At 71.8% G+C, this 5,190-nt stretch carries 6 protein-coding genes and 1 pseudogene; all 7 read left to right on the forward strand.

What is annotated here, in order from left to right:
• Positions 1-354 (forward strand): annotated as a pseudogene (locus VF665_RS14125) (hypothetical protein); the annotation flags it as partial.
• Positions 351-1,067: an ABC transporter ATP-binding protein gene (locus VF665_RS14130; RefSeq protein WP_331054078.1), complete on the forward strand. Its 717-nt coding sequence runs from the start codon at positions 351-353 to the stop codon at positions 1,065-1,067. The pseudogene VF665_RS14125 and the gene VF665_RS14130, both read left to right, overlap by 4 nt.
• A 272-nt stretch (positions 1,068-1,339) precedes the next feature.
• Positions 1,340-1,852: an LEA type 2 family protein gene (locus VF665_RS14135; RefSeq protein WP_331054079.1), complete on the forward strand. Its 513-nt coding sequence runs from the start codon at positions 1,340-1,342 to the stop codon at positions 1,850-1,852.
• Positions 1,849-3,801, forward strand: coding sequence for an ABC-F family ATP-binding cassette domain-containing protein (locus tag VF665_RS14140; protein ID WP_331054080.1), 1,953 nt, complete (start codon positions 1,849-1,851; stop codon positions 3,799-3,801). Before VF665_RS14135 ends, VF665_RS14140 begins: the two co-directional genes overlap by 4 nt.
• Positions 3,802-3,913: 112 nt before the next feature.
• Complete coding sequence (locus tag VF665_RS14145) at positions 3,914-4,159, forward strand: UPF0175 family protein (protein WP_331054081.1); 246 nt, start codon at positions 3,914-3,916, stop codon at positions 4,157-4,159.
• A gap of 5 nt (positions 4,160-4,164) precedes the next feature.
• Positions 4,165-4,692: a DUF3368 domain-containing protein gene (locus tag VF665_RS14150; protein ID WP_331054082.1), complete on the forward strand. Its 528-nt coding sequence runs from the start codon at positions 4,165-4,167 to the stop codon at positions 4,690-4,692.
• A gap of 153 nt (positions 4,693-4,845) precedes the next feature.
• The coding region (locus tag VF665_RS14155; RefSeq protein WP_331054083.1) for a TonB-dependent receptor plug domain-containing protein at positions 4,846-5,190 on the forward strand (345 nt) is incomplete at its 3' end.

Here is a 5,190-nt window from a genome sequence, read left to right on the forward strand (position 1 = left end):
GCCGTCGTCTGCGTGCTGGCGCTGCTGCGGGCGGGCGAGCGCGTGGAGGTGCAGGGGTGGGTGGCCGCGGCGGGCGCGCTGGTGCTGGGGATGCACGGCGCGGCCATCATCGCCCTGGGACGGCTGGAGCGCGCCGGGGCACGGTGGATGGACCGCGCCGCCGGCCTGCGCGCGCGCGACCGCCTGGCCGGGCGCTGGGCCGCCGCATTCGGGATGGCGCTTCCGCTGTCCGCGTCCGTGGGAATCGTGTGGGGGATGATCGTGCCTGACAGTTCGGGTTGGATGTGGCCCGCCGCCTCGGCCGCCGCCGCGGTGCTGGCCGCCGGCGCCTCCCTGGCCGCCGCCGGCCGATGACGGACGTCGCGCCGCTCTCGGTCGACGGACTGCGGAAGGCGTACCGCCGCGGCCCCGTGCTGAGCGACCTGTCGTTCGCCCTGCGGCCGGGCGAGGCGGTTGCGCTGCTCGGCGGCAACGGCGCGGGAAAAAGCACGCTGCTGGGGTGCATCACGGGCGACCGCGTGCCGGACCGCGGCGAGGTGCGCCTGTGCGGCCACGATCCGTTCTCGGACCTCGCCGCCTCCGCGCAGTGTATGGGCTTCGTGCCGGAGCAGCCGTTTCTGTACCCGGAACTCACCGTGGGCGAGATGCTGCAGTTCGTGGCCGCGGCGCGCGGAATGGACGAGGCGGGCGCCGCGGCGGAGACGGCGCGGCTGCTGGAACTGCTGGGGCTGGCCGGGGCGGAGGGCACGCTGTGCCGTGAGCTTTCGCAGGGGATGGGGCGCAAGACGGCCATCATCGCCGCGCTGCTGCACCGCCCCCGCGCCATTCTGCTGGACGAGGCGCTGAACGGGCTGGACCGCCCCTCATCCGCCCGCCTGATCGCGGAGCTGGACGCGCGGCGTGCGGAGGGCGCGGCGGTCCTCATCAGCAGCCACGACCTGGACTTCGTGGCGGAGTGGTGCGGCCGCGGCCTGATGCTGGAGCCCGGCGCCCGCTGGACCCTGCTGGAGGGCGATGCGTGGGAGCAGTGGAAGCGCGCCCCGTCGCTCCGGGCGCAGAACGGGTGAGGGCGCGCGGTACGCGATCGTGGAGCCGGTCCGCGGATCAACAGCGCTCACGAGCCGTCCATGAATTCGAGTCGGCGAGCGGGCCCCTGAGCGGATGAATCCGCCGCTCAAACTGCGGAAAGCCCCGACTCATGGCCGTCTTCGCCATGATCGGGGCTTCGAACAACCGGCGGCGATCGGCCGCGGGCCGCAGCGCCCGGAACGTGCAGTAGCCGGCGCGCTCTGATCCGCCCGGCGATCACCCGCCTGAACATTCTTGAGGAGCAGTCCTGATGTCCATCGACCTGAATCGTACCCGTCGCGCGCTGGGTTTCGCCGCGATCCTCATGCTGGCGCTCGCGTCGGCGTGCACCGGCTTCAAGAAGCCGGAAATCGAACTGGAAAACGTGAGCGTCGGCTCGCTGGGGCTTACCGGCGGCTCGCTGATGGTGAACCTGCGCGTCACCAATCCCAACCCCGTCGGCGTGCGGGCGGAGGACCTGAAGTACCAGCTTTCGCTGCGTGCGCCCGGCGACACGGCTTCGTCGAGCCGCAACGCGAACTGGATCCCCGTCGCGGACGGCACGTACGACCAGCAGGTCACCATCCGCGCACGCGAAACGCGCACCGTAGCCATCCCCGTGGAGTTCAGCTACGCGGAGCTCGGGCCCGCCTTCCGCTCCGTGCTGCGCTCCGGGCGGCTGGACTATCGCGCGACGGGAACGGTGCGGGTTCGCGCCGGGGGTGCCAGCCGCGAGGTGCCGTTCCGCAAGAACGGCTCGGTGAACGTGCTCGGCGGCCGATGACCATCGTCCGGCTGCAGGACGCGGGCAAGCAGTACGGCGACCGCTGGATCTTTCGCAACGTCTCGTTCGCCGTGGGCGACCGGGAGCGGTGGGGGATCGTGGGGCGCAACGGCGTGGGAAAAACGACGCTGTTCCGCACCATGACCGGCGACGAGGAGACCACGGAGGGCGAGATCTGGCGCCATCCCGGGCTGCGCTTCACCCTGCTGCGCCAGAACCGCGGCGAGCGGAGCACGGCCACGGTGCACGAGGCGGCGCTGGAGCCCTTCGCCGACCTGGTGGAGATGGAGCGCCAGATCGGGCTGGACCTGGAGGCCATGAGCGCGGCGACGGACGCGCACGACGCCGCGCGGCTGATGCGCTCGTACGACCGCCAGGTGGAGGAATTCCGCCGGCGCGGCGGGTACGAGATGCGCTCCCGCGCGGACGCCACGCTGGAAGGGCTGGGCTTTCCGCCGGACACGTGGCCCAAGCCCATCAGCGCCCTGTCCGGCGGCGAGCTGGGCCGCCTGCGCCTGGCCCAGACGCTGCTCGCGCAGCCCGACGTGCTGCTGCTGGACGAACCGACCAACCACCTGGACCTGCGCTCCACCGAGTGGCTGGAGGAGTTTCTGCGCGGCTATCCGGGCACGGTGATGGTGGTTTCCCACGACCGCGTGTTTCTGCAGCGCCTGTGCGACCACATTCTGCACGTGGAGGAGCAGACGGCGTACGCCTACACCGGCGGATACGACTCCTTTCTGGACCAGCGCGAGGCCCGGCGCGAACTGCAGCGCAAGCAGTTCGAGCAGCAGCAGGCGTACATCGCGCGCACCGAAGACTTCATCCGCCGCAACCTGGCGGGGCAGAAGACCAAGCAGGCCAAGAGCCGCCGCACCCTGCTCAGCCGGATGGAGCGAGTCGCGGGCGTGTCGGAAGAAGATCGGGCGATGGGGCTGCGCTTTGCCAGCGGCGGGCGCAGCGGCGGGGTGGTGATGAAGGTGGACGGCGTGCAGTGCGCCTACGGCCCGCGCGTGCTCTTTGCCCCGTTCAGCGCCGAGGTCACGCGCAGTGAGCGCATCGTGATCGTGGGCCCCAACGGCTGCGGAAAGTCCACGCTCATGCGCGTACTGGCGGGCGCTGGAGAGGCCACGCGCGGCTCCGTGGTGATGGGGACGGGGGTGCGCACGGCGTACTACCGCCAGGACTTCACACACCTGAACCCCGTCCACAAGATCCGCGAAGAAGTGGGCGCCGCCGCGCCGGGCATGACCATTACCGAACTGCGCAGCCACCTGGGCCGCTTCCTGTTTTCCGGCGAGGACGCCGACGCCCGCGTGGGCGACCTCTCCGGCGGCGAGCAGGCCCGGGTGGCCCTGGCGCGCATCACCCTGGAGCGCGCCAACCTGCTGCTGCTGGACGAGCCCACCAACCACCTGGACATCGAAAGCCGCGAGGTGCTGGAGGAAGCTCTCGAGAACTACGACGGCACGGTGATCCTGATCTCCCACGACCGCGCCATGCTCTCCGCCATGTCCACCCGGGTGTGGGGGTTCGAGGACGGACGCTTCGTGGATTTCGCGGGAAGCTACGACGAGTACGGCGAGTGGAGCGCCCGTCGCCGCGCGGAGCAGGCGGCGACGGCGTCCGGCGCGCGGGCCGCGGAGCCGCGCACCCCCGCCGCCCCCGCCGCGAGCGCGCCCGACGGACGGCCGGCGCTGAGCAAGAACGAGATCCGCCGGCGCGAGCGTGAGTTTGCGGAACTGGAAGCGCGCATCGCCGCGCTGGAAACGCGCATCGGCGAAACGGAGGCGTCGCTGGCCGACCCCGCGCTGTACGCCGCCGGGTCGGACCCGGCGCGCACGCAGGCGCTGGCCGCCGAGCGCGACCGCCTGACCGCGGAACTCGCGGAGGCGTACGCGCTGTGGGAGCGGGTGGGCGAGGAGCTTTCTGGTACGTCCGTGGCGTAAAAGGAAACAGTATGGACAAGAGGGGCGGAATAGGTTAGCGTTCTCCCCGTGAAGCGCGCGGCAGACGGCCCGTCCGGGCAGCCTGCCGTGGCGCCAAACCGGGAGACAACCCATGCGTCTTCGTTCTGAAGCACCGGCCCGCTCCGGCCGGCGAACGGCCGGCCGCGCCGCCGTGGTGAACCACGCGGTGGCGTGCTGCGAGGCCGGGCAGGTGACCGCCGGCCGCGCGGCGCACATGGCGGGAATGCCGCGGCAGGCGTTCGAGGCGCTGCTCACGCGCCGCAAGGTGTGGCTGCACTACGACGAGGCCGACCTGCAGTCCGATCTCGCCACGCTCCGCGGGCTGTTTTCGCGGTGATCGTGGTGAGCGACAGCTCCCCGCTGATCGCTTTGGCCGGCATTGGCAAACTGCACCTGCTGCACGACCTGTTCGGGGAGGTGTTCGTTCCCCCGGCGGTATGGGCCGAGGTGCTCTGTGAACAGCGCGCGGGGGCAGCGGAAGTACGGGCCGCGACGTGGATCAGGACGGTCCCGGTCGCGGCCGATTCGTTTCTGATGGCACTGAACCGGGACCTGGACGCCGGCGAGGCGGAGGCGCTGCTGCTTGCGGCGGACCTGAACGCCGACGTGGTGGTGGTGGATGAGCGGCGCGCCCGGTCGCTCGCGCAGTACCTGCGGATTCCGTTCACCGGGACGGTGGGCATCCTGCTGATCGCCAAGGAGCGCGGCCACCTGGCCGAGATCCGCCCCGTGATGGACGAGATGCGAGCGCGCGTGAACTTTCGCATCTCGCCCACGCTGTACCGCGGGGCGCTCGCCTCGGCCGGCGAGGCGCCGGCGCAACCGGTCGCCGTTTCTCGCCGCACGGCCGGCCTCTGGACGGCGAAGTGACGGTTCGGGGCGGGCACCCGGGAGCGGGGAGGGGGCCACGCGGGGGCGGCGGTGGCGTAGCGCGGGTGCGGGCGCCTATCTTTCCGCCCCGTTCCTGACCTGATCCGGCGGCCACGGGTGCGCCGGTGCTCCTTTCTGGGTGTCTTTCTGCTGATGCGTGTTCGTCTGCTGGCTGCCGTTGCCGTGCTGGTCCCCGCCGGGGTGCGGGCGCAGGACCGGACCGTTCCGCTGGATACCGTGCAGGTGACCGCCGCCTCGCGCGCGGCGGCCGAACTGGTGACCGCCACGCGCGGCACCGAAGTGATCACCGCCGCGCAGATCCGCACCCTTCCGGCGCGCACCGTGGCCGAGGTGCTGGAGTGGGCCATGGGGGTGGACGTGACGCCGCGCTCCCCCGCGCTGGCCGACATCGCCGTGCGGGGCGGATCGTTCGAGCAGGTGCTGGTGATGGTGGACGGTGTGCGCGCGAGCGATGCGCAGACCGGCCACTTCGACATG

Origin of the sequence: Longimicrobium sp. (genome assembly GCF_036387355.1) — a bacterium.
In the GTDB taxonomy this organism is placed as follows: domain Bacteria; phylum Gemmatimonadota; class Gemmatimonadetes; order Longimicrobiales; family Longimicrobiaceae; genus Longimicrobium.